The organism is uncultured Marinobacter sp. (assembly GCF_947488835.1).
Classification (GTDB): Bacteria; Pseudomonadota; Gammaproteobacteria; order Pseudomonadales; family Oleiphilaceae; genus Marinobacter.
Genome location: NZ_CANLBK010000001.1, coordinates 643,627 through 669,881, shown reverse-complemented (window position 1 = coordinate 669,881; position 26,255 = coordinate 643,627). Strand labels below are relative to the sequence as shown.

Below are 26,255 nucleotides of genomic sequence, written 5' to 3'. Positions count from 1 at the left end.
CAATAAGGGATTGGAGGGCGTTTATGACTAGTTTCACGTTTATGCGGATGGGTTTGATTGCAGTTCTGGGTCTGTTTATTGCTGCCTGTGCAGGCTTACCTTCTTCCGCCGACATGCCGCCGGCATCCGAGTTGGAGGCAGAGCCCTATGAGATAGGCGTTGGGGATACTATCTCTATCCACGTTTGGCGAAATCCGGAATTGGGGCAGTCCATTGTGGTTCGTCCCGATGGGTATATTTCGATGCCCCTTATGGGGGATGTTAAAGCAGAAGGTAAAAAGCCTGAGCAACTGGCCGCCGAAATCAGTGACACCTTGGGCGAGTTTATCCGTACGCCAGAAGTGACAGTGATGGTCACCAACCCACTCAGTAAAGAGTTCCGGAACCGGGTTCGTGTAACGGGCCAAGTGGGAGCCCCGCAGTCGGTGGCTTTTCAGCCTGGCATGACAGTGCTCGACGTTATCCTTATGGCGGGTGGCGTTACCGATTTTGCAGCAGACAGCCGCGCCGTTCTGCACCGCCAGATCAACGGCGAATATCAGAGCTTTGGGCTGGATCTTGAAGCCATACTTACCGACGGCGACATGCTTACGAACCATAGCTTGCAGCCTGGGGATGTTATCAGCGTGCCCCGCAAACAGTTGTTCCGAGGCGAGCTCTGATGGATATACAGTTCATTCTCGACACCCTCCGTGCGGTAAAGCTTGAGCTTTACCGCCACAGGTTGGCTGCTGTAGTTATTTTTATGGCCGTGACGGCAGGGGTGTTGACGCTGGGCTATGTAACCCCGAAAAGCTATACCTCCCAAGCCGTTTTGTACGCCGACCAATCCAATATCCTGCAGCCATTGCTCCGGGGCCAAGCCGAAGTGACTCAGCTTGACCGTATTAACGAAGCTCGGGAAATGATGCAGAGCCGAACATTTCTTGAGCAGATTGCTCTGGATACCGGGTTGATCCGGGGCGGTGAAACGGATGCTCTTCGGAACGGGATAATCAGTGAGTTGCGAACGCAGGTCGGTATTCGGGTGTCCAACCGGAACTTCCTCGAGCTGAGCTACACTAGCAGAAATCCAGATGAGTCTTTTCAGGTCCTAAGCGCAGTGCTTAACCGCTTTATCGAGCGCACTGTGCGTAAAAAACGCTCCGAGAGCCAGGGTGCGTTTGAGTTCATTGATTCTCAAGTTAAATCCTACCAACGCCAGCTTGAAGACGCTGAGCAGCGCTTGAAAGAATTCAAATCTGGCAATCAGGATGGCACCGAGAGTAGCGTGCTTGCCAGAATTGAAAACCTGCGCCGGGAGATTGAAAACCTCAAGCTGGAAATCCAGCAAACCGAATCTGAGGTAACGCTTACCCGTCGTCAATTGGATAGCGAGCAGCCGGTGCGCCGTATCACTGTAGACCCCGGCAAGTCCTCTGCCGAGCGGCGGTTAGTCGCTATGCGGCAAGAATTGGACTCTCTATTGTTGCGTTACCACGAGCGCCACCCGGATGTGGTTAGCGTTCAGGACCAGATCGCAGATCTCGAGAAGCGCGTATCCACCCAAACCGATGATGATCGGGATGGTAGTGTTACCGAGGTAATGGAAAATCCGGTATACGAAAACCTTAAAATTCAACTCTCCGACAGCACCACCCGGTTGGCCGTTCAGAAAAACCGCTTGGCATCCCTGGAGCGACTCCTCGAAGAATCGTTTGTTCGCTCGCAACGTGTTGCAGAGAACCAGGCGCAGCTTTCAGAGCTAACCCGGGATTACGACGTTACCCGAGGCGTTTACGAAGACATGCTCCAACGCCGGGAAAAAGCACGGTTGTCGATGACACTGGACGTTCAGGGAGAGGGCGTAAGTTATAAAATTCAGGAGCCCGCTACGTATCCCACTCGATGGGATGGCCTGCAGTTGTACCAGGTTGGTCTTGCGGGCCCGTTCCTTGGCAGCGCCATGGTACTGGGCTTGCTGGTAATGCTCGTAATGTTTGATCAACGTGTACGTTCGCCCCGTGCGCTGCAACTGGCCCTGCCGGAGTCTATTCCCGTGCTGACCAGCATTCCACATTACAGAAGCACCTGGAAAGACCGCCTGTTTCGCAAAGATGTGCTGTCGATTCTGCTGATGCTGGCCGTGTTCATGGCAGCGTATCTCGCCGTTCTTGTGTTCAGCGTGATGGGCATTACCCCGGAACAATTGATTAACAAAGCAGGCGAGCTAACTGGTTTAGGGGGGGGCGCATCTAATGGATGACAACAAACTTTACAATGCCCTTCTTAAAAGTCAGGAAGAACAGCGCCAACATAGGCATACCCGTGGTGAAGCCAACGCGGAGGATAACTTCCGCACCGAGCGCCCCTATGCAGGTTCAGATAGAGACAAACCAAACTGGACCCGGGTGGAATCCAATAAAAGTGAACACCCACCGACGGTTTACGATTCATCGGTGTCTCTGGGGCTAATTGGTAACCCTCGGCCCTGGAGCCGTGAGCAGTTGCGGGAAAGGAAAATAATCTTCTCGGGTATGGCAGATAAAGAAGTCATGGATGCCTACCGGGAGTTACGAATACAGCTGCGCAACCGGGCGGGCGAAGGTAATAGTTTCACCGTTATGTTCAGCAGTCTTGGCACCGGCCCCGGTGGCCTGCTCACGGCCTACAACTTGGCGGCTGCGTTTGCCCTGGATTCACAAACCTCAGCGTTGCTCGTGGATTGCGATCCTTACAGCAACGAACTGGAAGGCCTGGTTTCCAGCCCGATGGATACCGGTGTTACGGATTTTGTAGCCGACCGCTCCATGGACATCAAATCGATACTCTACTCCAGTGGTGTAGAGCGGCTTACAGTGATTCCGGCAGGCACTCGGGCATCCTCCGCAGTGGAGCTGTTTTCAGCCGTTCGCATGCGCGAATTGATGACTGAACTCAAAGCACGCTATCCAGACCGGTGCATAGTGTTGAATGCACCACCTTTTCGAGAGAACACCGAGGCGCGGATTCTTGAGCGTTTCGCAGACCAGATAGTATTTGGTGTTCCATTTGGAGAAGTCACCGGTGAAGTCATTGAAGATTCCGTGGATGCACTTGGGTCAGACAAATTCTCCGGCCTGATTTTTCAGGAGTAGCACAGTGGCGCGAACAGCAGGGATTGCAAACAACTACCGCCTCGCCGGTCTTTTGGCGGGCGCTTGCTGTGCTGTCTGGCCTTTCGTGGCAACGGCGCAGGGCCTCAGTGACGATATATCGGTGCTCTCTGGCTCTGCGTCCGTATTCACCGCTGTTACTCACACGCGTACAGATCAGGGCACCTACACGGATACCAATACAAAGCCGGGAGTGGGTGTATCCGGGGCTGTGGGAGGCACTCTGGAGAGAGGCGCGAATGCGCTGACGCTACAGTATGGCGGCACGGTTGATACCAGCTGGCAATCGGCGGATTCGGATCAGTCCGATAACAGCACTATTACCGGTGCGGCCCGTTACACCCACCAAGATCCCGCTAGCCGGCTCGACTTTAACCTGGGCCATACGGTCAACTCAGTACGTAACGACACAGGGTTTGTGATCAACCCGTCAAGTTATGACATGCAGAACAGCGTGAGCGCAGGCGCCGGGCTTCGTTTTTACCCTGGCGAACTGACAACGCTGCGATTTGCGGGCCAGGCTGGCCGAACGCTTGGCAGCGGCACCCTGAACGATCAGAAATCCGTGACGGCCAGCAGCCAATTATCTCGCAGGCTGACCGATCGCTCCACAGGCAGTCTCAACGCCAGCCGGAGCTGGTCTGAAGAACGGCGTACAGATATAACCATCGATACAGTCCAGCTTGTATACAGCTACGATGCGGAAGGCGGCTTCTTTAGCATCGGTGGCGGTGTTAGCAAGGCAAACTCGGAGTACCCAGACGGTACAGTCAGCGAAAATGAGGCGATAACCGGATTTTTAGAACGCTCCTGGGTCACTTCTGATTGGCGTACAGCCATCAAATACGATCGCAGCATGTCTGACAGCGCCACAGACCTTTCTACAGGCTTCCCACCGGAATTTTCATTCCTGCCAGAGACAATCCGGTTGCGAGAGCTGGTCGTTACCGACTCACTGCTCTTTACCCATAACAACCAACGGGTTTGCGATGTATGTGATCTAGGGATCTATGCTGAAGGCTCAATCCTGGAATCCCAGGTCTCCGGTGCAACCACCCATGAGTACCGTGCTGGTACCAGCCTTGGTTTTCAGCTGACGGCGCTTCAAAGGCTAACGTTCGGATACAGCTGGAACGCTGAAGCAGACGAAGATGCCAACATTATTGTCCAGCAGATTCATCGCTTTACTACGCACTGGAGTCGACAGCTGGCTGAGAACACAAGCTTTGGTGTGCAGTTCAACCAATCGTACTTGCGTACGCGTCTGGCCCGAAGTGATGAAGAGCAATTTGAGCTGCGTTTTGTGCTGACTCACGGTTTTGCACTGAGTAGGTAGCGTTGGCAGCTGGCCATTAGAGCGATTCGTAGTAGCACGGCGATACGACAGTCAGGAATGGAATCATGTTTGAACAAAAGAAGGACATACGGCTCCCACCGGAGACACCACCACAACTGATCGTGGTGATTGATACTGAAGAAGAGTTTGATTGGAGTGCCGAACCAGACGCCAGGGCGAATCGGGTGTCCGCGATGGCGCACATCGATCGTGCTCAGAGCATCTTCAACGAGTATGGCATTCGCCCGTGTTACGTCATTGACTATCCGGTCGCCAGCCAGCGCCACGGTTACGGGTTGCTCAAACAATTTGCCGAGAAAGGCCAGTGTGAAATTGGGGCCCACCTTCACCCTTGGGTTAACCCACCTCAAGAAGAAATACTGTCCCGCTCAAATATGTACCCCGGCAACTTGCCCGAAGGTCTGGAGCGGGAAAAACTCCGTGTGCTGCGGGATACCATTGCGCAGAATTTTGGTCAGGCGCCCGTTGCCTACAAGGCCGGGCGTTACGGTTTTGGGCCCAATACCACGGGCATTCTTCAGGAACTGGGGTTCACTATTGATTTATCCGTTTGCCCACCCCTGGATTCCCGGGAAGATGGCGGGCCGGACTATCGCAGGTACAACGCACACCCATTCTGGTTTGGTGGGTCCGATAAACCCATTTTGGAGATTCCCTGCACCGGTGGCTTTATCGGCTGGGCTCAACCGGTGGCGGTCCCGCTGTACGAGGCCGCGCAACGGCTGCGTAAGCTTAAGGCTCCGGGCATTCTCGCTCGGGCCGGCGCGGTGGACAGGCTAATGCTTTCTCCGGAAGGGTTCACACCGGCCGAACACATCAAGCTTACAAGGGCACTCTACAATCAGGGCGTACGCACGTTCACCTGGAGCTTCCATAGCCCCAGCGTAGTACCGGGTAACACAACGTATGTACAGAACGAAGCCCAGTTAAAGGGGTTTCTGGACAGCTTTCGACAGTTTTTCGATTTCTTTTTCAACGAATTAGGCGGCCAGGCTTCAACGCCCACCCGCGTTCGCAAGTATATGGAGAGTAAGGCATGAAGGTGCTAGGGATATCCCCGCTAGACAAAGACTCGACAGTTTCAATTGTTGAAGATGGCAACATCCTCTTCGCCGCGGGTGAGGAACGGTTTACCAGAACCAAGCAGCAATCCGGTTTCCCGCGCTTGGCACTGGAGAAAGCACTTGCCTACACCGGCCTCTCCATGAGCGACTTCGACTTGGTGTGCTATCCGTTCCTTACTTGGGAGAACGAACAGAAGCTGTTCACAAAAAACCTGGAAGATGAGAAGACCTTTATCAAAGGTTTTCAACCCAGGGATCTAAGCCCACAAATCAAAGATGCATTGGGCCGGGTGCCAGATCGCAATCAGCCGATTCACGGCCTTCAGCACCCCAATGCCATTATGGAAAAAGGGTTTCTGCATAACTCTTATTACAACATGGCAGGTGTGCAGAAACTGGCGTCTAACAACGCGGCTCTGAAATCCTCCCGGCATTGGGGTGAGGGCGCTACCGAATCGTTCCAACAGTGGGAAAACGAACTCGTTCAAGGCTTGAGCGACATGGGCTGGACCAAACCGGTAAAGCGCATGGATCACCACCTGTCTCACGCAGCCAACAGTTTTCTGTGCAGTGGGTATGAGCGTGCATTGTGCGTGACTCTGGATGGCTACGGCTCCGGCTTGGCCGGTTCGGTGAGCGAAGCTCGGGATGGCAAAATCCACCGCTTGCATGGTCTGCCGTTCCCGAATTCACTCGGCACCCTTTACGAGCACGTGACATCCAGCCTTGGTTTCAAGCCCAGCCGTCACGAAGGTAAAATTGTCGGGTTGGCCTCTTACGGTGACCCAGAAATCCTGGGCGAAATTCTTCTCTCCCGCATTGAGCAGAAGCCGGGCGACTTCCGGATTTACGAAGCAAATAACGTGTTTTTCTCCCGTTATCTGGCCTCCAAATTCCCGAAAATCGATGTGGCAGCCGCTTACCAGTATGTACTGGAGAAGGTAGCAACCAACTATATTCGCTACTGGGTAGAAAAAACCGGTATCGACACCATCGTGCTCTCTGGCGGTGTAACAGCAAACGTAAAACTCAATCAGCGCATTTTTGAAATTGAGGGTGTAAACCACATCTTTGTTTACCCCAACATGGGCGACGGGGGTTGCGGAACAGGCGCTGCGCTCTATCACAGCTGGCCGGGTGGCGTTAAACCCTCCATCGTGAATGCCTACATGGGCCCTGATTATTCCGAAGCCGAAATGGAAAAGGCGCTCAAGGCGGAAAACCTGCAGTATCGCCGGCCCGAGAATCTGGCGGCTGAAGTCGCCGCGTTGATTCACGGCGGCGAAGTAGTCGCAAGGTTCGATGGCCGCATGGAGTATGGCCCAAGATCCCTGGGTAACCGCTCCATTCTGTACCACGCCCGCGAACCGGAAGTGAATCAGTGGCTGAACAAACGCCTTGGCCGCACCGAGTTCATGCCGTTTGCCCCGGTGACCCTCTACGAAGCCCGTGAGAAGTGCTATCTCAACATCAAAGGCGCTGAGCACGCGGCTGAATTTATGACAGTGACCTTCGACTGCACCGATTTCATGAAAGAAAACTGCCCGGCGGCTGTGCACGTAGATGGCACGGCCAGGCCGCAGCTTATCCAGCGTGAAGCCAACCCCGGTTACTACGACATATTGGCCGAATACGAAAAGCTGAGTGGCATCCCAAGCCTGATAAACACCAGTTTCAATATGCACGAAGAACCCATCGTCAACTCTCCGGAGGATGGCGTAAGAGCCTTCATTCAGGGTGCCCTGGACTATCTCGCCATAGGTCCATTTCTGGTAAAACACCCGAACCCGGCGCACTGAACAGGCAACGGACGTAGCACCATGACAGCAGGACGGCTGACCGTGACAACAGAACCAGCCAGCCAATGCGCAACCTTGCGCAGCGACTGGCTGGATCTGGAACACCGTGCACAACCCACGGTGTTTCTATCCTGGCAATGGCTGGGGCATTGGCTGAACGTTTATAAGCCAGATGCCTTGGTACTTCGCGTAATGGAAGGAGAGCGCTTGGTTGGCTTGGGATTGGTAGTAGAGAGCGATGAGCGCCGACATGGCCTGTTGAAATCCCGCTGCCTACGCCTGCATCAAACCGGCCACAAGCTGCTTGATCAAATCTGGATCGAGTACAACGGTTTTCTGGCTGAACGCGGCAAAGAAGACGCCGTTGCAAAAGCCTGCTTGGAGCACCTGTGCCGTACCATGCCTGGCTGGGACGAGTTTATTCTGGGGGCTATTGACGCCGACGAAGCCGACCGCTATGCGAAAATCACCGGCTTGTACAAGTATCTGCGTTGGGAAGCACCTTGTTTTGGGGTCGATCTTGATGGCTTGCGCCAAAGCGGAGGAAACTATCTCGCTACCCTTTCGCGCAACACTCGCCACCAGATAAATCGTGCGCACCGGCTTTACAACGAGCGAGGTGAAGTCACCCTGGTTCGTCCTGAATCCGTAGACCAGGCGTTGGCCGTATTCGATGCCATTGGCCCCAGGCACCTCGAACGTTGGGGCAAAGGGCCGGACCAGAGCGGGTTTGCCAACCCGGATTTCGTGCGATTCCACCGGGAGCTTATTCGTGAACAGTGGGCAGAGGGGAGCGTTGATCTGATTTCCGTAATGGCGGGGGATGAGGGAATTGCTTTTTTCTACAACCTGCTGCACAACAAGGTGGTGTATTTTTACTTGGGTGGTATGGCCGTCGAAACCGATAACCGCCTTAAACCAGGCTTGCTGGGCCATGCTCTGTGCATTGAAGATTACCGCAATCAAGGGTTCGACTATTACGATTTTATGGGCGGCGATGAGCGTTACAAGTCCAACCTTGGCCATTTTCATCGCAACCTGGTGCAGATTGCTTTACAGCGGCCCCGCTTCAAGCTGAAGCTTGAGGATGTTGCAAGGCGAGCAAGAAACCGCTGGCTTGGGGAGGCAAGTGCCGACAATGAGCGCTGACCTACATATTCGAGCCTCCAGATTTAACGCATTCCCGGCCGATGAATACAATCGGTACGTGGCAGGGCATTCTGCAGCCACGCCCTATCACCGAAGCGCCTGGCTGCATGCGACTGAACAAGCCTATGACCACACGGGTTGGGTGATCAGCGCGCACCACAAGGAAACACTCTGTGGTGTATTGCCATTGGTGGAAGTAAAACCGCCAATCGGCACTAGCAGCCTGGTGACACTGCCATTTTGCGATCTTGGCGGTGCACTGGCAGACAACGAGGAAATTCAGGAACAACTGATTACCGAAGCCAAAGCTCTAACTAAAACAAATCGAGTCAAGATCCTCGAAATCCGTGAGGGTGGTGAAGCACTGAACGCCGGCAGCGATGCCACACGCGATCAAAACAAGCAGAGCATTGATGCCTTGCCTGGCAGCACAAAAGTGCGAATGTTGTGCGACCTACCCGAAAACAGCGAAGCCCTGTTCAAAAGCTACAAGCCCAAGCTGCGAAGCCAGATCCGCAAAGCTGAAAAAAATGGCCTGAGAGCCGAACTCCACACAGAAACGGGTGCGGTAGAGCTGTTTTACGAGGTGTTTGCCCAAAACATGCGTAGGCTGGGTTCGCCGGTGCATAGCCTGCAGTGGTTTCAGGAATTGAAAGCCGCCTATGGCGAGCACATGCTGATTGGCATTGTGTTTCAGGCCGATAAGCCCGTGGGGGCGGGCATCGTATTGCTAGGGGGTAAAGAAGCCTGCATTCCCTGGGCATCCACGCTGGAAGAGTTCAACCGGCTTGCGCCTAATATGCTGCTGTATTGGACCTTGTTAAGCCATGTGTGCGATCTGGGATACACCCGGTTCGATTTCGGCCGTTCAACACTGGATGAAGGCACCTACCGATTCAAGAAACAGTGGGGTGCCCAACCCTATAGGTTGGTCTGGACAGAATACCGCAGCGGCATGCTAAATCTGCCGGGTAACGATTCCAACAGCAGCGGGGCATCCGTTGCCTCACAGCTGCGGCCCCTGATTGAAAATATCTGGCGACGGCTGCCGCTGTCGTTCGCCAACTGGGTTGGCCCCAAATTGAGACGATACATTACCTTATGACGTTAGTACTGCTGTTAACCCTGCTTTGCCTTGCCATGCCCGTGTACGTTTATTTCGGGTACCCGGCCATATTGTGGTTGCTCACCCTAGGCCTGCCGGATATCACCCATCGCCGGGGGGAACAAAAACCTTCTGTGGCACTGATTATCTCCTGCTACAACGAAGAAGACGTTATTCGCGAGAAACTGCAAAATGCGCTGGAGCTGGACTACCCGCAAGAGCTGCTCCAGATCATCGTGATATCAGACGGCTCAGAGGATGGTACAGACGACGCGGTAAGAGAGTTTGAGAACGAAGGCATAGTATTAATTCGCCAGGAAGGCCGCTTGGGCAAAACCATGGGCATCAACCTTGCCATGGAGCAGGTGAAAGCCGACATAACCGTGTTCAGCGATGCGAACGCCATGTACGCCAGCGATGCCATCGGCAAACTGGTGCGCAACTTTGCCGATCTGGATGTGGGTTATGTGGTGGGTGCAGCCCTTTATACCGACGGCCACGAGGGCGCCAGCGCCCGCAACGAAAACCTCTACTGGCGCTATGAACTGGCCATCAAAGCGATGGAATCCCGCCTGCATTCCGTAGTGGGCGGAGACGGTGCCATCTACGCCATTCGCACCAAGCTTTGGGAACCGCTGCAACAGCAGGACATCAACGATTTCGTAAACCCCCTGCAAATCATCGCCAAAGGCTACCGCGGTGTGTTCGATGCAGATGCAAAGTGCTTCGAGGAAACCGCTGGCGATTTCGACCGGGAAGTGGCCCGCAAAGAGCGCATCGTAAACCGCAGTATTCGGGGGCTAATGCGGGTAGGGCAGGTAATGAATCCTACCAAATCAGGCGTGTTTTCCTTTGAGGTAATCTCTCACAAGTTATTGCGCTGGCTGATCCCCTTGTTCCTGCTTGTGGGGGTGGCAGGTAGCGTACTGTTGGCTTTTTCAGGATTTGGCCTTTTCAAACTTATCACGGCAGGCACAGTGCTTATATTGGCGCTAACCCTTGTGGGACACCTTTCGCAAAATCGCAACGAATTGCCAACCTGGATTGCTACGCCTTACTACTTTGTGATGGTAAATGGCTATGCGGTTCGCGGGATTGTGAAGGCGCTTCAGGGGCGCACCCAAGTAACGTGGAACAGTGCCAGAAACAACGAAACAAGGAATTCCGGAGTGTCAGACCAGTGAGTAAGCTACGAGTACTTCAGTTCATTACCCCCGCGGGATTTTACGGGGCGGAACGTTGGGTTCTCGCGCTGGCCAACAACATCAACCGTGATGACGTGATCTGTGATCTTGCGGTCACGCGGGAATCTCCGGATCAGGATCTTTCCGTTGCCGAATACTATCCACGCACCGATGGCCAGCAGGTTCACTACCTGGAAATGAACGGCCGTTTCGACTTTCGAGTAGTTAGCAGACTGTGCGAAGTGATCCGCAACAACAAAATCGACGTTATTCATACCCACGGATACAAATCCGACATATTAGGGCTGATGGCTGCCAAACGTGCCGGTATTGCTTGTGTCAGCACACCACACGGTTTCTCCGGCAACGTTGGCTTCAAACTCGCTACATTTATTCGTATCGGTACCTACATGCTTCGCTTTTTCGACCGGGTTGTCCCACTGTCGGAAGAACTGATGGACGACATGAAGCGATTCAAAGTGCCCGAAGCAAGAACATCGTTTATCCGCAACGGCGTAGATCTCAAAGAGATTGATGGGGCTTTGGCAAGCCTGCCTCAGACAAATACCGCTGATAAAGAATCCCCCGTCATAGGTTTTATCGGCCAGTTGATTCCCCGCAAAGGAATACCGGATCTGATCGAGGTTTTTGACCAGCTCCACCAAACGCAGCCAAACCTTCGTTTGCAACTGCTGGGCGGTGGCAGTCAACGATCAGACCTGGAACAACAGGCAGCACAGCTAAAGAGCGTTAATGCCATAGAGTTTTTAGGCTTTCGCACTGATCGCCTAGAACTGCTTTCCAAATTCAGCTTGTTCGTTATGACCTCCTCTCTGGAGGGCATTCCCCGGTGCATGATGGAAGCCATGGCCGTGGGCATTCCTGTGGTGGCTTATGATATTCCCGGCGTTGATCAGCTCGTAGAACATGGCAAAACAGGCTTACTGGCGCCCTTTGGTGACAAGGCTGCACTGGCTGCATGCTGCAAACAGGTTCTGGAAGATTCCGCGCTGGCGGCCACCCTTAGTCAAAATGCCAGGGAAATGGTGCATGCGCGCTACTCTGCTGCCCGTATGGCAGATGAATATGAAGCCTTGTTCCGAGAGCTGACTGGCAAAGCCAAACCCGTAGCCGCGACACAGTCCCCAGAAAAGCGAGAGGTGGGCTAATGTGCGGGTTCGCCGGTTTCCTTCGCACTGCCTCGACACCAGGTAGAGACGCCCATCAGGGCTGGCTCGACAACATGGGGCAGGCCATTTTTCATCGCGGCCCAGATGCGGGTTCAACGTGGCTTGACGACGCAGTCGGCTTGGTACATCGCAGGCTGAGCATTCTTGATCTCAGCGATGCCGGCACCCAGCCCATGGTATCCACCTCTGAGCGTTACGTTATTGCCTATAACGGCGAAATCTACAACTTTCAGGAGCTGCGCGACGATCTGATTAGCGAGGGCCATAACTTCCGTACCCGCACGGATACGGAAGTGCTACTAGCACTCTACGAAATTCATGGCCCGGAATGCCTCCAACTACTGAATGGCATGTTCGCGTTAGCCATTTGGGATCGCACAGCCCGAAAGCTATTCCTGGCTCGGGATCGCCTTGGCAAGAAGCCACTGTACTTTTACGAAGCCAATGGACAGTTTGCATTCGCATCTGAGCTAAAGGCTCTAACGCCCGCTCCCTTCGTTAAAACCGAGTTGCGGCACGATGCAATTAAAGACTTTTTCGCCTACCAGTACGTACCAGACCCAAAAACCATCTACAAAAACGTACACAAACTGGCCCCCGGCTATTGGTTGGAAACCGACGGTACCCACACACACCAAGAACAGTATTGGGATGTGTCATTCGGTTCACCCTCAAGTGCCAGTCTGGATGAACTGCAGGATGGCCTCTACAACCTGATTGACGATGCCGTTCGCCTGCGCATGGTCAGCGATGTGCCTCTTGGGGCATTCCTCAGTGGCGGAATTGATTCAAGCGCTGTGGTTGGCTTGATGGCAGGCCACGCCAGCACCCCCGTGACAACCTGCGCCATCGGCTTTGATTCAAAGCGGTTTGATGAAGTGCACTGGGCCAAAAAAGTTGCCGAGCAATTCAAAACCGATCACCACGAATTCACTGTGAAAGACAATGTCGCAGACAGCCTTGACAGCATTGCCCGGTTCTTTGACGAGCCCTTTGCAGACCCTTCGTTTGTACCCACGTATTTTGTATCGCAGCTAGCCAGACAAAAAGTAACCGTGGCACTTGCTGGGGACGGCGGCGATGAGAACTTTGCGGGCTACAGCAAATATTACACAGACCACGTAGAAAACCGGCTAAGGGGGCTGTTTCCTGCCGGAGTTCGCCACAATCTATTCCCCGGGCTCGCCCGCCTGGCTGGCTTGATCAACTCCGGCCCTACGCGAAAAGCAAAATCCCTTCTCGGAACCCTTGCGCTCGATCCGGATGAAGCATTCTTTATCACAAACAGCTTCTTCCGTAGAGATGTTTGGAATGAACTCGTTACGGGTGAACTGAAGCGGGAAACGCAAGGGTACGACCCGGCGGATATCACCCGAGCTCATTACAAGAATGCCGGCACAGACGACCACCTATCCAGCATTCTCTACACCGACATAAAAACTTACCTTCCCGGGGATATTCTGGTGAAGGTAGACCGCATGAGCATGGCGAACTCACTGGAAACTAGGGCCCCGCTTCTTGATTACCGGGTGGTAGAGTATGCCGCGCAGATACCCGCTGCACTGAAACTCCACGGGAAAGAGAAGAAGTACATTCTGAAGAAAGCTTTTGAGCGCATGCTGCCAGAGGATATTCTCTATAGAAAGAAAATGGGCTTCTCGGTGCCTTTGGCGCAGTGGTTGCGGCATGAACTTAGGCCTATCGTTGATCAGCTTTTACTGTCTCCAAATAGCGGTGTGGCCAACTTCTTTCAGCCAGCTGGCATTCGCAGACTCTGGCAAAAGCATTTGGCAGGGGATGACCAGTTCACGCAAGAGCTATGGTCGCTACTGGCATTTGAACTCTGGTGGCAGCAGTATCAGGTGAGTGCATGATGGGCGAACAGAGAAAAATAACAGTAGAGTCTCCCAAGAAGGCGCTGCGGGTGCTGCACCTTACCTTCAATATGGGGATTGGTGGTACTGAACAGGTTATACGCCAGCTTGTTCAAGGCATGGCCAGTCAAAGCGTCGAGTCTGAAATTCTTTGTATCGACGGCCACATCGGGCCGTTAGGCGAAGCGCTTCAGCAGTCTGGTGTTCCGGTTTATAAACTTGCGCGCAAGCAGGGGTTTGACTGGTCGTTGATAAAAGCAATTCGTAAGTGCTTGAGGGAAGGGCGGTTTGATGTGGTGCATTGCCACCAATACACGCCTTGGGTGTATGGGTGGCTTGGAGCTTGGCGCACTGATACAAAAGTTGTGTTTACTGAACACGGACGTTTTTATCCAGATAGGCATCGTCATAAAGCAATGTTCGCTAACCCTATAATGGCAATGTTGACTCCGGATATTGTTGCGATTTCAAGCGCAACCAAGGACGCTCTCGTCAGATTCGAATACATCCCACGAAAGAAAGTCCGGGTTATTTACAACGGTATAGATCCGTTACAGAAGAATGGCCTAGAGGCGCAAAAGATACGAGACAGGTTAGGAGTTCGAAAAGATGCGTTCGTAGTTGGAACCGTTTCCCGCCTTGATCCGGTTAAAAACCAGAGCATGATGCTCAGAGCCTTTAAAGAGTTTTCAACCAAGAACCCAGATGCAGTCCTGCTTATGGTAGGAGATGGCCCTGATAAAGAAAAACTCGTCGGGCTAGCAACTGAGTATGGGATTAATCAGAAAACAATTTTCACTGGTTTTATTAATAACCCTTTGCATTATCTGGCTGCGATGGACGTGTTTTTGCTTTCTTCACACACAGAGGGCACATCAATGACTCTGCTTGAAGCGATGAGTTTGGGCATGCCTGTGGTCGCAACCCGTGTTGGTGGAAACCCGGAAATCATTGAAGATGGAGTAACGGGGATACTAACAGAACCTGATGATTTTTTTGGTTTCTCAAATGCTATAGAAAGTTTGCGAGATGATGCAGTTTTGAGGGAAATGATTGGGATTGCTGCTAATCTACGTTTCACTGAAAAGTTCAGCGCAGCGGCAATGACCGCCAGTTATCGGGCGGTTTACACTAGTCTTTGAAATAACAATACCAATAGGGACGAGGCACCGCCGTTAAATATGTCTAAGGTCGCACTGCTTTTTCTGTTTGTTTTTCTCGGTGGTATTTTTACTGCCTTTTTCGTGACACCTGTCGCGTCTTTCATTGTGTATCAAGCGGTATATCTTGCCAATCCAGACAGCCGTTGGTGGGCAGCCACAATCCCGGGAATGCGATACTCGTTAATCGCTGCCTCATTCATGCTAGTTATTCTGGTGGTGAAGTACAGGGAATTGACAGAGCTTGCACCATGGAAACAGCAGCCGATATTCAAATGGCTGTTGGCGTTGTTGATTATGTACGAAGTGATGAATTTATTCGCGATCGTCCCCGACGAGCACTCACGTTTTACCTTTGATTTTGTCAAATTGGTCGTCATCATTTTGGTGGCCTATAAGTTAGTAAATTCAGAGAAGGCTCTGGACGCCTGCCTATGGGCATATATTTTGGGAACCACGTACATCGGTTATGTAGCTTACTCCTTAGGCCGGAATTCGCAGGGCAGGGTTGAGGGCATAGGGATGGTAGATACAGGCGGCGACGGCAACATGACCGCAGCTGCCATGGTACCTGCATTAATACTTTTAACCTACACAGCATGGATTGGTAACAAAAGAATAAAGATACTGAGCATCTTTTGTGGCGCCCTTATTGCCAACGCAATTGTTCTTATTAACAGTCGCGGAGCATTTTTGGGAGCTGTAGCTGGAGGTCTGTTCTTCCTTTTCTATATGATCTTTTCAAGATACCAACGAAAAGGGCAAAGAGGAGCAGCTATCCTGATAATTCTGGTTGCTTTTGGGGGCACCTTATATGTTGCCGACGAAGCATTTTGGGAGCGAATGGATACACTGCGTGAGGTTGATGATGGCGGCAAAAGCGGTTCCCACAGAATCGATTTCTGGCTCGCGACTTTCGATGTTCTGAATGATTACCCTTTAGGAGTTGGAATAGGTGGATACATTCAATTAAGCCCGGCGTACTTACCTGCTCATTACTTTGAAAACCGGACAACTGGTAAAGCTGTACACTCTACGTGGTTCCAAGCGCTGGCCGAAATAGGTTGGCTAGGATTTTTGATTTTTTTGGCGCTTCTTGTATCAACTTATCGGGTATCCCGCCGTACAAAGCAACACCTGATTAGGAAAGAAAATTATGATGCGTATTTCAAAATTCTGGCGCTCGAAGGGGCTTTATTGAGCTTTATAGTCGCTGCCAGCTTTATAAACCGCACAAGAGCGGAAGTTCTATACTGGCTGATACTATTTATTGCTGTGGCTTCAAATATCTATTATTTCCGAGTTACCGAGCTAGCTGAAAGAAACAAGGAAGTTCAGAGTGTCGCGAGAGCCAAGAAAAACCAGTAAATTGGTATCAGTTATTGTCCCGGTATATAACCGTGAAAGGCTAGTCTCTGAGACTATACAAAGTGTTCCTTACCAGACCTATGAGCCTATTGAAGTTATCGTGATCAATGATGGCTCGACCGATGCCACATTATCGATCCTCAGAAAATTTGAGGCGCTATTTCCAGATTAGATTCAAGTAACAATTCAGCCAAATCAGGGGCAGGTTATTGCCAGGAACAATAGCATACTTGTGGCAAGGGGTTAGTTCATTGCTTTCCTCGGTAGTGATGATCTCTGGATGGTAGAAAGACTTGAGCTCCAAATACCGCTGTGAAGTTGGTGCGGGTCTAGTGTAATCGGGGACAGAGATAATTGACCAAGAGGCTCAGACATTACGAATAGCTCGCGGACCACAACATCAAAAGGGAAATCTACTCTCAACTTCTAGTACAAAACCGAACGACTGGAGGAACTGTAGTAGTAACCTATATAGCTCTGAAGCGGGATGTACTTCACCGACTTCAAAGCATCTGAAAATTTGGATCTATGGTTACGAATAGCTAAGGTGTATAGCGTATGAGTAGTGGCATACGCTTTAGTGAAGTACGGGGTTAATGGTGGCGATATGTCAGGTGGTACTCAGCTTAGGGTTCGGGCAAATTTACAGATAATTGAAGCGCACTGTGATATACGGTCGAAAGACACCATCCTAGCTCGTTTCTCACGTTTAGCTTATGGAGGCTATCATTATCGCAAAGGATTGATCCATTTCGCTAATTATTAATATGAAAAGACAAGAAAGTAAGTGTTTGAGTTAATTTCGTGTTGCCATCGAAATAAAGGTACTTAATTTCGGGTTATAAGGTCGTATCTGGGTGTTAGCGGAAACTCCTTGTTGTGCACAGTAAGAGGACGATCTTGAACTGGCATATAATATTAAATTAAACTTTGGTTATAAATAATATGTCAAGTGTTAGGTATGCTTTGCTTTACTCCTCTTTGGGCCGCTATGCTTTAATGGCTGTTGGTCTTGTTAGCACTATTGTTATTGCTCGAATGCTAACTCCGGAGGAAATAGGCGTATATGCAATGGCTAGCTCGATTGTTGTTATAATTAGTGAGTTTAGGATCCTTGGTGCTAACTCGTATTTGATAAGAGAGAAAGAGCTTACAGAGGATAAGATCAGGTCTGCTTATGGCTTAACTGTGATTATATGTTGGGGGCTTGGGTTGGGTGTTTTTTTTGCATCTAATCCGCTGTCAAAGTTCTTTGATATTCCAGATTTATCTCTGATATTCAAAATATTGTCTGTAAGTTTTATTTTTGCTCCTTACATAAGTATTCCTAATGCGTTGTTGGCTCGGCGGTATAAGTTCAAAGAGATATCGTTTATACGATTGTTTTCTTCCTTTGCTTCTTTAATTATGGTTGTCGTTTTAATTTTTAGGGGGTTTAGTTATTATTCCTTAGCGATGTCTGGGTTATTTACGGCATTTGTACAGTTCTTGCTATATATATACTTTACTAGGGATGTGAAAGTTTACCGCCCAAGATTTAAAGAGATAAAGCCAATTGCAAAGCTTGGGGTTTATACTTCTTTGAGCCATATGCTTCAAAAAGCCCAAAATACCGTGCCGGATATGGTAATTGGTAAGATGGGAGGCCCTGCCCAGGTTGGGATGTTTTCGCGCGGGCTTGGGTTCATGTTATTTTTGCAGAACACCCTTCTCTCCGGCGTGACGCCCGTTGCTTTACCCTATTTGTCCGATGTTAAAAAGAGAAATGAGAGTCTGTCCTACGCATATACCAGAGCTTCCCAATTGATTGCGGGCATTCTCTGGCCAGTGCTGGCTGTAGCGAGTGTAGCAAGTTTACCTGCAATTCGGCTTATGTTTGGTGATCAGTGGGATGATTCGGCTCCAATAGCGACAGTTGTGGCTTTTTGGGCAATTTTCCGCACCGGGCATATATTAGCGCCAAATGCTCTCGTGGCAGTGGGAAAAGAAACTTTGGTACTAGTCAAAGAAATTCTTGTGTTCGTTGTTTTTTTGTTTTCGATTATACTAGCATATCAAAACTGGGGTTTAATGGGTGTAGGATATGCGTTTGTTTTTTCCGGTATAATCGACTTTTTGGCGTCAGGTTTTTTTGTAAAGACAGCGATTGGACTTGGTGTTTTTCGTTACATTCGGTCACTGACTTCAAGCGCTATTGTTTCTTCAATATGTTGGTTGGCAGCTACACTACTTGCTCATATCTTTCCCTATGAAACTAACAGTTCACTTTATTCGATCCTTGAGATCTCAGTAGTGCTACCTGCCGTTTGGATAGCAGCTGTATTTGCTACCAAGCACCCGTTAAAAGACGAGATTGTCGAAATTTATAGGGCGAAATTAAAGCGTTGAGTTGATTACTGGTGTTAATCCTCAGTACGAAATTTCAAAGCGCCTAAATTGGAACTTACCTATTGACGGATTTTTTTATAACTAACTCGGATTGTTTTTATGCGATTTTAAAAGTGACTCTGACAAAAAAAGATAAGTAGTTTTATATAAGAAAAGTCTGAAATATATTATTATAAATGCATTAAACGAATATATTAAATAACCGTTAAATGAACGAGTGGGTTGCTAGCATCTGTTACCGTGATTTGTCAGTGGTAGTTGTTTATCAACAAAGTTCCCTAATATATTTTTTAACCAAGCTCTATGTACTGCTCTTTTAGGGCCAGCACTCCATGGACCTAGTCGAAGCAAGATATGGTGGAGGAAATGCCATCGAATACAATCGGAATCAATACCAATTTTTTTAGCTCCACATATGATTTTTGACCCATTCAGAATGTTGACTGCCACGCTTGGATCTTCCGGGCATGAGGGTAATGATAGTGCCAGAGTGAAGTGATCATACATCGGCATTGTTGTTATTGCGAAATCTTCAAAGTCAATTACAGTTACATGTGCCGTATCGATAATCAAATTGTTCAAGCAGAAGTCACCATGTTGCGGTATCCCCATGCAGGTTGGCATCTCTAATAGATCTTTGACAGCAAATTTAACCAGTTTATCAAGCGCATCGTTCTCAGAGCATTCTACACTTTTATATTCCTCGTAGGCGTGAAGAAGCTCTTTATGGGGCTGAAGTTTTTTGGTTTCATTAGCGCTTAGACTAGTGAAACTAGTGCTTGTCGCAAGCGCGTTATGAAACTCATTCAGAGAATTCCATAGTCTGTTCTCTAAGCGTATTCGTGCTTCTTCAGTTCGAAATTTTGATTTGATCTGAAACCAAGGAAGGCCTTTCACTCCACGTTGAACGCTGTACTTTCCACCTTCATATTCATAAATCCCAACAATTTTTGGGACCTGATTCCCGACCAGTTGATACAAATGGTTGTGGACTTGATGTGTGTATAAATCCTGTTCGTCATTCAATTCTCTAATCACGTAGATTGGATAATCAGATGAATCGCCAAAAACCAGATAGATGGGACGCGTTGTGCTGATGCACGCCACGGAGTGATCGGTAAGGTGGATGTCATGTAACCTTGCGTCCGAGAGAAATCGATTAACAAATAGCATTGTTACCCCTTGTAAAAAGCCAAGCCTAATCCGCCGACCGAAGGGTTGGACCCAATAAACTTACTGATCACATACTTGAGTAGAGTTATCAGAGGGGAGGAAGCATAGGGAAATACATTGTTTATAACATAACGGTCAGCGTTAGTGTTGAGCTCGTAAACACAAGCAGGGTACTCCAGGGAAGGGTAGATGCCAATTAGGCAGGTATGCAAAGGAACGTATTCTTCACATAGTTGTCGTTGTATGTATTTTAGGCAGCTCATACTTCTGTACAGATCGATGATATTGTGAACTGGATTCGAGCTGATACTGGTAGCTACTACAATGCAGCACTGTGCTGAAGTATCGAGTATTTGCCTAGCTTTTATAAGTGTCTGTGCTCGGTTTCGAGGTTCGCATGCAGCAACAGGGCTTTTAAGTACGTCTTCGAGCTGGCGAAAATGTTCTTCGATAACAGTGGGGTTTTGCATAGGTTCATCAATTCCTTGACGCTATGAAAGATTAAGTGGGGACCGAGGTTAGATTATTATCTGATTGTATAAGATCCTCCTAGATTTGTTCGTAAATCCACTCTAATCCAGCCTTTGTTATTAGACTCATTTCTCGATTCGAATTCCATGATAAAAGCTCTTTCATATAATTTTGAGCGGCGAGATGTGTAAGGAAGTTAAAGGCTAAGTTACAACGGAAGTAGGGAGTTTCTGTAATTTCATGCGATACCCCGTAGGCGTTCAAGAAGCGTTCAGGTAAATCAGAAAGAAGCTTGAAACGACTACGGTTTGTACGGGATATAGCCCACAAACCGCTGTAAAAACGCGCTAAGTCTTCGAAGTTACCTGATATCCGAGTATCGCCAAAATCGAGAATGTGTAAGTCGTTTTGGTGATCAATGAGAATGTTATAGATTGTGAAGTCGCCATGGACACGGCATGGAAATGCGCCATTCAGGTTAAGATAGCTTGGCTGGCTAAGATTGCTGAAATCCTTTCCAAACTTTTTTTCGATTCGCGCTAGTTTGGTTTCAGGGATCAGGCGGTTTCGTCTTATGTCTTTTATCTTCTTGTGAAAGTCGGCTTCAAGTGATCTGCCACTTGCACCTTCGGTGGATTCTTCGATGGAGCTGAGGTGATACTTTTTTAGCCAGCTACCGAGTTCAATAATTCTAGCTCGCAAAGTGTCTGGCTCAGAGAGATGGTGACCTTTTAAGCGTCCCAAAAAATAGGTTGAATTCCAGACCTTGAGGAACAATTCCTGTGCATCCACTCTGCGGGTGGTGAGGCGGTTTGTTGTCTCGTTAAAGTCAACCAATTCCACTACGTTGACGTGCTTAGTGCGAATGCTCAAGTCTCGGCAACGAGTAAGCTCCAGCGCTTCGGGCATCAGGTTAATTTTTTGGGTGTGCTTTTCATAGGTATTAGCTGAAACAATGCCGGTGCTTCTAGGATTAACGTGCAATTTCGTATTCTGCTTGCTCATTGGAATTGCCTTTTTAGGAACTTAAACTGCGCACAACCAATCTTGTTCTTTTTTACAACTGGCTAGCTTTCGAAAACGGCTCGGGGAAGGTCTCAAAACCCGGTATGCAGTCCTTCTTTTACTGCGCTGCAGTTGATCAGCCGCCAAGCGCGTAATCATAACTAATTAAGTGACACCAGCCTAGAGATTGCCTAGTTTGGATAAAGGCTTAGAAGTGTTAAAGCCAATATTTTGAAATTCGCAAAGAGCAGGGTTCAGCACGATAGTTGGTCTCAACCTCAAAATAAGCTGAAGTGCTTCCAATAGTATCTTTGGCGGGTAGCTCAATTCTTACCAAATACCTAGCCACCGGTAACCGTCCGGCCAACCCATCTTGAGCCTGATGCCGCAACCTTCAAGAAAGTTTCCACTTATTCTTTAGTGGACACTATCTATGAACAACGTAAGCGTAACCCGCCCTTACCGAAAACGTCGCCGGCACGCTCCGGTATTTAAAGCTCGGTTGGTGGCTGAGTGCCAAAATCCTGGTGCGTCTGTTTTCCGTATCGCCCTGGACAATGACCTCAACGCCAACCAACCTCGGCGTTGGATCAGGGAGTCGAAGCAAGACGGTGGAAGTCTACCCCCAGCCTTTGTGCCAGTTCGTTTGCCGGGAGCAGTCGGAAATACCACAAGGCCTGTCGATAAGGATCACACCATCCGAATCGAGATTCCACGAGCCGGCGGCCCGGTTGTGGTGGAGTGGCAGTCAGCAATGTGCGGCGTTTCTACGCGAACTGTTGCCATGATCCGCATTGACGAGATCTGGCTGGCCACCGAGCCCTTGGATATGCGGGCCGGTCCAGCCAAGGCGGTGGCGCGTTGCGTTCAAGTGTACGGCTCAGCCCGACATCATGGTGCGTACTTGCTCGCAAGTAAACGGGGGCAACCGAATGAAAGTTTTGATTCACGATGGCTTCAGCAACTGACCCTGTGCCCGTCGATTGAATCGCGGTAAATTCCGCTGGGCCGTAACTTGGCGTGGCAGACAATAGCTGTTAACGGACGAACAGTTGGCCGCGCTGGCTCAAGGGCTGCCATGGCAACGTCTCGGTGCGACCGGTGTGATCTCGGTTTTGTAACCACTATCCAGTTACCCAGATCATCACCAGAATGGCTCATCGTCTTGGTGACCATAGCTTGGAATACGGCTCAGTATGGCACCCCCTACTTCTCTTCTGATAATCCTCTTGCCCTGACGCGGAGTTGATTGTGCATTTGGAAGCCAAGGAATAGGCGCTGGAACTAAAAGATCGAACGCTGGTGCACTGCGATGCGGTCATCGAAAAACTGAGCCACGCACTGGTGATTCTGAATTGCCATAAGTTCGCAAAGCGCAGGTAACAACAGTATGCGGTTCTGCGCAACCTAATGGATGAGCTGTTCGACTGCGAATTTGCCGCCATTGAAGCGGCACTGGAACACCAGCGAAGCCAAAACTGCAGCCCAAACGCACGCTGCATTTGCTCGAACTGCCGCGCACGCTGATCCACAATGAACCGGACCCCCCATGCAGTTGTGGCTCCCTACTAAAGTTCATAGGCGAAGAGGTCAGTGAAAACCTGGATTATGCGCCTGGTTAACTAACTGTTAATGTTAATCAAAAACAGTGAGTTATGATCACTCACTATCAGTTGGGTTTGTCCAGTTTATTCAGAACTAAGTGTATTATAAATCTACACTAGGTGCGCTACATCGTTAGGGGCTACATCATGGACATGTAAGGTCTTGTCCAAGTGTCTAGCAAGTTAGTCGTTAAGACTCCGTCAGGCCTTAATCTTCACTAAAATGGCAGGCCAACTAATACCGGTGATGGTCTGTATGGTAGGGTCGAGTTAACAGTGATCCCACCAAAGCGGGAATACGAAGAATTCACGTTCTATTTTGCCAGTCCCTTGGAACTGAGGAAGGAACGGTGTGATTTCTGACGCTGGTGAGAAAGTTCAGACTTACGTGTACATTGCGGTGTGCTAGTCTTGATAGGTAGGCAAGTGAACACAGGAAAAACATTCTTAATCTTGGTGGGCAAAGGGTCAAGTTATGATTTATAGAAAGACGCTATTAATTCGAACCGTTTTGACCAGCTGTTTACTTTTTTGGGCATCGGTTAGCCAAGGGGAAATCGTTTTTGAGGAAACGTTTGACGATCAGCCCGACTGGACAGGGAATACGCATCCGTCATCCACAAATTCGCGCCTACCCTCAAGAGGCGATGTTATTCCCGAGGGTTGGAGTTTTGCAAGAATTGATACGCAATGGGGACCCTCAACCGGGCATGGTGATCGACATGAAGCCGTCGAAATTCTAGCAGCTAACTCAGACAAGTCGCGCGGAGGCGTAGGCAAATCCATGGTTAGTTGGAGAGACAGTTATGATCCCGGGTGGAATAAGTGGAATTCTGATGGGGTTTTGTTGAAGCGTATAGGCGACCAATCTCAAGCATACTTCGAGTTTTATATTTCGTTTTCAAAAGAGATGTATGAAAGCTACGCCACCGATAAATTAGGAAACGCGAAAATATTTCGTGTTTATTCTTGGACTGGAGATTGGAACGATCCTTTTAAATATTTTGATAGCACTTCCCATCCCGCACTCGACTGGTCGATTAAAGGGGGGCCACGATACGGGATTCGTAATAAGCTATCACTATATGGCATTGGTGGCGAGGAGGGAGCTCCGGAGATCCCAGGAAAGCCACATTCAGGGGATTATTCCCTTTCTTATATGGGGCGCAGCCTTGCAGGGATGGCTCCAGATGGCGGTGACGCAAAGTTACCTGACCAAATAAATGGAGGGTACATCACCCCGAGTTCGACAAAAGCAGTGTCGATGGAGCAGGTGTTTGGGCCGCCAGGGACATGGAATAAGGTTGCTTTTTTCGTAAAGCTAAACTCTGGTAAGGGAAAGCTAGACGGAGTCTTGACGCAATGGATTAATGACACCCAAATATTACACACTGACAAAGTTAATTGGGTTCCTGTAGGGAAGCCTGGTGTATCTTGGAATGTCTTCGGGCTTGGTGGAAACGATTATTTTCAAGGATACCCCAATGAACGGCGTTATGAAGAATGGTATGCGATTGATGACGTGAGGGTATTAACTAAGATACCTGATAATCTTGAACAAACTACGAGTGAAGCTGCTCCACCCAATCCGCCAGGAGGCGTGGGAGTAAACTAATAAAAGGATTCTATATTTATTGTATAGAAATGGGCTTCTGGGGGTTATGAGAATGGTAATCCCCTAAAAAAGTGGACACGCCCCATTAGTTAGCTTCCTCGAACTCTAACGGAGTCCGGTAATCAAGTCTACTGTGGAGCCTTTGGGTGTTATAAAAGCACTCAATATAATGTTTTATATGGTGTCGTAGTTGGCGAAGCGTGTCTACTGAAGTGGGGGAAGTGCAGAATCAACTCGAGCTCCTAGTTATCCATTTCGAGCTTTGTTTATTTCCCGATCCAGTGGAAGATTCAACCGTCGCCACCTTCAACCATTGCGGGTATTTCTCTATTTTCTTTTTATCAAATCGACAAGTTTATTTTAATTATTTAGTGAGGTTTTGAGTTATAGGTTTTTACGGAAGCTTTGTTAGTTTATAAAAATCCGTAAAATTAAATTGCTCTTTTTTCATGGATTATTTCAGTATTAAAAGTTATTATTACTTTAATATTCAAGAAGACTTCCATGTATATTATAAAATATAATAATTGACGACTTCTTTGATTAGTATCGAATAGACCGTTTGAAATAATATTTATTATCGATTTATGATACGCAGTCCTTTTATAAGGCCAATGCTTCGGCCTATCAAGTAAAGTAAGTCTAGTATATATATTCCTAATATCTTACGCGGGTTCCATGTGAAATATCTCGCCCGATATATTCTCTTGCAGGATAGTATCGAGGGAAGTATCGCAAAAGTAAAAAGGCTTATTGTTAAATTCGTATTAAAAGATAGTGTTAAAATGCTAAAGGCAGAAGTTGTGAAGGATAGTGCAAAGGCTACGGTGATAAGAAATATTGGATCCTTGGCAGAGCTATTAAGGTTATGTAGATAGTTTTCTGAATGCCAAACCTGGCGCATTAAAAATTGAATTGAGTTTTTGGCATTTCCCAGGTGAGTGACATTCAATTCATGGGAAATATTTATAGGAACTTTTAGGTAGAGGGCTTTTTTATGAAAATCCGTGTCTTCACCTGATGAAATAAGCTCATTAAACCCGCCTAGTTGTAAAAAGAGATCCTTAGATATCATAGTGCTTGCACCGATTAGGTGTTTTGGTAAAGCTGGCATTCCTTTTTTATTTAATAACCATAACTCTTCAGTCCAGGTTGGGTGCTCAGGCAACCATGCGCCGCCACCATAGGCACAGTAAGGTTGGTCTTGGATGAGTTTCTCCGCCCTGTTTAGCCAATTTCTATCTAATAAGCAGTCCGCATCAATGAAAACAAGCACTTTCCCACGAGCTTGTTTTGCGCCATAGTTTCTTACGGCGCCAACGTTACCCGTAGTTAACTGAAATACACGTGCGTCTGAGTTTTTGGCAATATCTAGACTCTCATCGTCAGATCCATTGTCAACAACAATGACTTCATATTGCGTGCCATCATAAATGGAATTAAAAATCGATAGGAGGCACGACCCGATGTGTTTTTCCTCGTTGTATACTGGTACAACAATAGAAAAAAACGGTGGGTTGTCATCTGCAGCTTTTATCTTTTTCATTTGTTTTCAAGAAATCCGTTGAAGATTATGTGTACAGATAATATCTGTTCGACGCCTGCTACTAAATTA

At 49.0% G+C, this 26,255-nt stretch carries 20 protein-coding genes and 1 pseudogene; 17 read left to right on the top strand and 4 right to left on the bottom strand.

All coding sequences use genetic code 11. The annotated features are described in order from the left end of the window. Nucleotides 1-23: 23 nt before the first annotated feature. From Q0824_RS03050 to Q0824_RS02985, 15 genes are all read left to right on the top strand, one after another. Nucleotides 24-662: an XrtA/PEP-CTERM system exopolysaccharide export protein gene (locus tag Q0824_RS03050; RefSeq protein WP_298447420.1), complete on the top strand. Its 639-nt coding sequence runs from the start codon at nucleotides 24-26 to the stop codon at nucleotides 660-662. Continuing rightward, nucleotides 662-2,245, top strand: a complete 1,584-nt coding sequence (locus tag Q0824_RS03045) for an XrtA system polysaccharide chain length determinant (RefSeq protein WP_298447419.1) — start codon at nucleotides 662-664, stop codon at nucleotides 2,243-2,245. The genes Q0824_RS03050 and Q0824_RS03045 overlap by 1 nt, the downstream gene beginning before the upstream one ends. Further along, complete coding sequence (locus tag Q0824_RS03040) at nucleotides 2,238-3,116, top strand: polysaccharide biosynthesis protein (protein WP_298447417.1); 879 nt, start codon at nucleotides 2,238-2,240, stop codon at nucleotides 3,114-3,116. The genes Q0824_RS03045 and Q0824_RS03040 overlap by 8 nt, the downstream gene beginning before the upstream one ends. Nucleotides 3,117-3,120: 4 nt before the next feature. After that, nucleotides 3,121-4,470: a hypothetical protein gene (locus Q0824_RS03035; protein WP_298447416.1), complete on the top strand. Its 1,350-nt coding sequence runs from the start codon at nucleotides 3,121-3,123 to the stop codon at nucleotides 4,468-4,470. 65 nt (nucleotides 4,471-4,535) lie between these two features. Continuing rightward, nucleotides 4,536-5,531 carry a polysaccharide deacetylase family protein gene (locus Q0824_RS03030; RefSeq protein WP_298447414.1) on the top strand — a complete coding sequence of 332 codons (996 nt, stop codon included), beginning with the start codon at nucleotides 4,536-4,538 and terminating at the stop codon, nucleotides 5,529-5,531. Beyond that, nucleotides 5,528-7,354: a carbamoyltransferase C-terminal domain-containing protein gene (locus Q0824_RS03025; protein ID WP_298447412.1), complete on the top strand. Its 1,827-nt coding sequence runs from the start codon at nucleotides 5,528-5,530 to the stop codon at nucleotides 7,352-7,354. The genes Q0824_RS03030 and Q0824_RS03025 overlap by 4 nt, the downstream gene beginning before the upstream one ends. Before the next feature lie 42 nt (nucleotides 7,355-7,396). Beyond that, nucleotides 7,397-8,503, top strand: a complete 1,107-nt coding sequence (locus Q0824_RS03020; RefSeq protein WP_298447410.1) for a GNAT family N-acetyltransferase — start codon at nucleotides 7,397-7,399, stop codon at nucleotides 8,501-8,503. Beyond that, entirely contained in the window at nucleotides 8,493-9,608 is a 1,116-nt protein-coding gene (locus Q0824_RS03015; protein WP_298447409.1) for a FemAB family XrtA/PEP-CTERM system-associated protein, read from the top strand. Before Q0824_RS03020 ends, Q0824_RS03015 begins: the two co-directional genes overlap by 11 nt. Next, complete coding sequence (locus Q0824_RS03010) at nucleotides 9,605-10,792, top strand: glycosyltransferase family 2 protein (protein WP_298447407.1); 1,188 nt, start codon at nucleotides 9,605-9,607, stop codon at nucleotides 10,790-10,792. Before Q0824_RS03015 ends, Q0824_RS03010 begins: the two co-directional genes overlap by 4 nt. Further along, the gene (locus Q0824_RS03005) at nucleotides 10,789-11,961 is read left to right on the top strand and encodes a glycosyltransferase family 4 protein (RefSeq protein ID WP_298447405.1); all 1,173 of its coding nucleotides are present in this window, start codon (nucleotides 10,789-10,791) and stop codon (nucleotides 11,959-11,961) included. The genes Q0824_RS03010 and Q0824_RS03005 overlap by 4 nt, the downstream gene beginning before the upstream one ends. Continuing rightward, nucleotides 11,961-13,856 (top strand): asparagine synthase (glutamine-hydrolyzing), encoded by a 1,896-nt coding sequence (gene asnB / locus Q0824_RS03000; protein ID WP_298447403.1) that lies wholly within the window; start codon nucleotides 11,961-11,963, stop codon nucleotides 13,854-13,856. Before Q0824_RS03005 ends, asnB begins: the two co-directional genes overlap by 1 nt. Further along, nucleotides 13,853-14,998: a glycosyltransferase gene (locus Q0824_RS02995; RefSeq protein WP_298447401.1), complete on the top strand. Its 1,146-nt coding sequence runs from the start codon at nucleotides 13,853-13,855 to the stop codon at nucleotides 14,996-14,998. Before asnB ends, Q0824_RS02995 begins: the two co-directional genes overlap by 4 nt. A gap of 39 nt (nucleotides 14,999-15,037) precedes the next feature. Further along, the gene (locus Q0824_RS02990; protein ID WP_298447399.1) at nucleotides 15,038-16,384 is read left to right on the top strand and encodes an O-antigen ligase family protein; all 1,347 of its coding nucleotides are present in this window, start codon (nucleotides 15,038-15,040) and stop codon (nucleotides 16,382-16,384) included. After that, the gene (locus tag Q0824_RS17335; RefSeq protein ID WP_366521621.1) at nucleotides 16,356-16,556 is read left to right on the top strand and encodes a glycosyltransferase family A protein; all 201 of its coding nucleotides are present in this window, start codon (nucleotides 16,356-16,358) and stop codon (nucleotides 16,554-16,556) included. Before Q0824_RS02990 ends, Q0824_RS17335 begins: the two co-directional genes overlap by 29 nt. 773 nt (nucleotides 16,557-17,329) lie before the next feature. Then, nucleotides 17,330-18,772 (top strand): lipopolysaccharide biosynthesis protein, encoded by a 1,443-nt coding sequence (locus Q0824_RS02985; RefSeq protein WP_298447397.1) that lies wholly within the window; start codon nucleotides 17,330-17,332, stop codon nucleotides 18,770-18,772. Nucleotides 18,773-18,997: 225 nt separating this feature from the next. Here Q0824_RS02985 and Q0824_RS02980 read toward each other — a convergent pair whose 3' ends face one another. Together Q0824_RS02980 and Q0824_RS02975 are read right to left on the bottom strand one after the other, a co-directional pair. Then, nucleotides 18,998-19,945 carry an aminoglycoside phosphotransferase family protein gene (locus Q0824_RS02980; protein WP_298447396.1) on the bottom strand — a complete coding sequence of 316 codons (948 nt, stop codon included), beginning with the start codon at nucleotides 19,943-19,945 and terminating at the stop codon, nucleotides 18,998-19,000. A 549-nt stretch (nucleotides 19,946-20,494) separates the two neighbouring features. Next, entirely contained in the window at nucleotides 20,495-21,421 is a 927-nt protein-coding gene (locus tag Q0824_RS02975) for a phosphotransferase (protein WP_298447394.1), read from the bottom strand. Nucleotides 21,422-21,854: 433 nt separating this feature from the next. On the opposite strand from Q0824_RS02975, the gene Q0824_RS02970 reads away from it, so the two are divergent. Continuing rightward, a complete protein-coding gene (locus Q0824_RS02970) occupies nucleotides 21,855-22,418 on the top strand; it encodes a transposase (protein WP_298447392.1) in 564 nt (187 codons plus the stop codon). Nucleotides 22,419-23,500: 1,082 nt separating this feature from the next. Further along, a complete protein-coding gene (locus tag Q0824_RS02965) occupies nucleotides 23,501-24,640 on the top strand; it encodes a hypothetical protein (protein WP_298447391.1) in 1,140 nt (379 codons plus the stop codon). 85 nt (nucleotides 24,641-24,725) lie between these two features. Here Q0824_RS02965 and Q0824_RS17330 read toward each other — a convergent pair. Then, nucleotides 24,726-24,836 (bottom strand): annotated as a pseudogene (locus Q0824_RS17330) (IS3 family transposase); the annotation flags it as partial. A gap of 381 nt (nucleotides 24,837-25,217) precedes the next feature. Further along, on the bottom strand, nucleotides 25,218-26,186 hold the full coding sequence (locus Q0824_RS02960) for a glycosyltransferase (protein WP_298447389.1): 969 nt from the start codon (nucleotides 26,184-26,186) through the stop codon (nucleotides 25,218-25,220). Nucleotides 26,187-26,255: the final 69 nt, after the last annotated feature.

Excerpts from the sequence above, each read along its gene's own strand:
- Q0824_RS03050 (WP_298447420.1), top strand. The coding sequence starts at position 24 with ATGACTAGTTTCACGTTTATGCGGATGGGTTTGATTGCAGTTCTGGGT.
- Q0824_RS03045 (WP_298447419.1), top strand. The coding sequence starts at position 662 with ATGGATATACAGTTCATTCTCGACACCCTCCGTGCGGTAAAGCTTGAG.
- Q0824_RS03040 (WP_298447417.1), top strand. The coding sequence starts at position 2,238 with ATGGATGACAACAAACTTTACAATGCCCTTCTTAAAAGTCAGGAAGAA.
- Q0824_RS03030 (WP_298447414.1), top strand. The coding sequence starts at position 4,536 with ATGTTTGAACAAAAGAAGGACATACGGCTCCCACCGGAGACACCACCA.
- Q0824_RS03025 (WP_298447412.1), top strand. The coding sequence starts at position 5,528 with ATGAAGGTGCTAGGGATATCCCCGCTAGACAAAGACTCGACAGTTTCA.
- Q0824_RS03015 (WP_298447409.1), top strand. The coding sequence starts at position 8,493 with ATGAGCGCTGACCTACATATTCGAGCCTCCAGATTTAACGCATTCCCG.
- Q0824_RS03010 (WP_298447407.1), top strand. The coding sequence starts at position 9,605 with ATGACGTTAGTACTGCTGTTAACCCTGCTTTGCCTTGCCATGCCCGTG.
- asnB (WP_298447403.1), top strand. The coding sequence starts at position 11,961 with ATGTGCGGGTTCGCCGGTTTCCTTCGCACTGCCTCGACACCAGGTAGA.
- Q0824_RS02995 (WP_298447401.1), top strand. The coding sequence starts at position 13,853 with ATGATGGGCGAACAGAGAAAAATAACAGTAGAGTCTCCCAAGAAGGCG.
- Q0824_RS02990 (WP_298447399.1), top strand. The coding sequence starts at position 15,038 with ATGTCTAAGGTCGCACTGCTTTTTCTGTTTGTTTTTCTCGGTGGTATT.
- Q0824_RS02985 (WP_298447397.1), top strand. The coding sequence starts at position 17,330 with ATGTCAAGTGTTAGGTATGCTTTGCTTTACTCCTCTTTGGGCCGCTAT.
- Q0824_RS02980 (WP_298447396.1), bottom strand. The coding sequence starts at position 19,945 with ATGCTATTTGTTAATCGATTTCTCTCGGACGCAAGGTTACATGACATC.
- Q0824_RS02975 (WP_298447394.1), bottom strand. The coding sequence starts at position 21,421 with ATGAGCAAGCAGAATACGAAATTGCACGTTAATCCTAGAAGCACCGGC.
- Q0824_RS02970 (WP_298447392.1), top strand. The coding sequence starts at position 21,855 with ATGAACAACGTAAGCGTAACCCGCCCTTACCGAAAACGTCGCCGGCAC.
- Q0824_RS02965 (WP_298447391.1), top strand. The coding sequence starts at position 23,501 with ATGATTTATAGAAAGACGCTATTAATTCGAACCGTTTTGACCAGCTGT.
- Q0824_RS02960 (WP_298447389.1), bottom strand. The coding sequence starts at position 26,186 with ATGAAAAAGATAAAAGCTGCAGATGACAACCCACCGTTTTTTTCTATT.